We start from the raw sequence: 592 nt of genomic DNA, 5'->3' as shown, positions 1-592 counted from the left end.
TGACCTTCTCCTGGCCCAAATTCAATAATGGTTTGTTCTGCTAGATTGGCGCGCTGCTCTTGCAGAAGAAGCTCAAAGCTTGCTTGCGCATATAAGCTATGTTTCGCAATAAGCTCTTGTTGTTCATGAAAGCGGTCTGCATTGCGCGAAAAAAATGCTTGCGATTGAACTGCACGTTGTTCCTGAATACATTTGATTTTGTCTTGTAGGCTTTGATCAAGCGGGCACTGGTCAACTAAGGAAAATAATTGTTCAGTAGTAGACTTTACTCGCTGTGAATCGAATGAGACTGGACGACGATAAAAGACGGCATTACCTTCGCGCTGTGCTTCTACAAGACTTGATTGGCTGAGTACCTTTAAATGGTGACTCATGCCAGACTGTTTGGTGTTAAAAAGTTGAGTCAGCTCGAGTACGCCAAAGGTCTCAAACTGCAGTACCTGAAGGATCTGAAGGCGAAGAGGGTCACCGCAAGCTTTGAGAGCCTGGCTAAGGAGGTGGATGTCGCCGCAATTAATCGGTTCTACTTTCGAGGTGCTTATCATCATAGTTTTGAAGTATATCAATATATATTGATATAGCAAACACAATA

Annotated in this window: 1 protein-coding gene; it reads right to left on the bottom strand. The window is 43.4% G+C overall.

Features of this window, described 5'->3' with window-relative positions; genetic code table 11:
- Window positions 1-548 (bottom strand): metalloregulator ArsR/SmtB family transcription factor (locus A3756_RS18050; protein ID WP_197481371.1); only part of this gene is annotated, 548 nt, incomplete at its 3' end.
- Window positions 549-592: the final 44 nt, after the last annotated feature.

It is taken from the genome of Oleiphilus sp. HI0086, from assembly GCF_001635225.1.
Note: the sequence above shows the minus strand (reverse complement) of the source record. Positions and strands in the feature narration are given on the sequence as shown.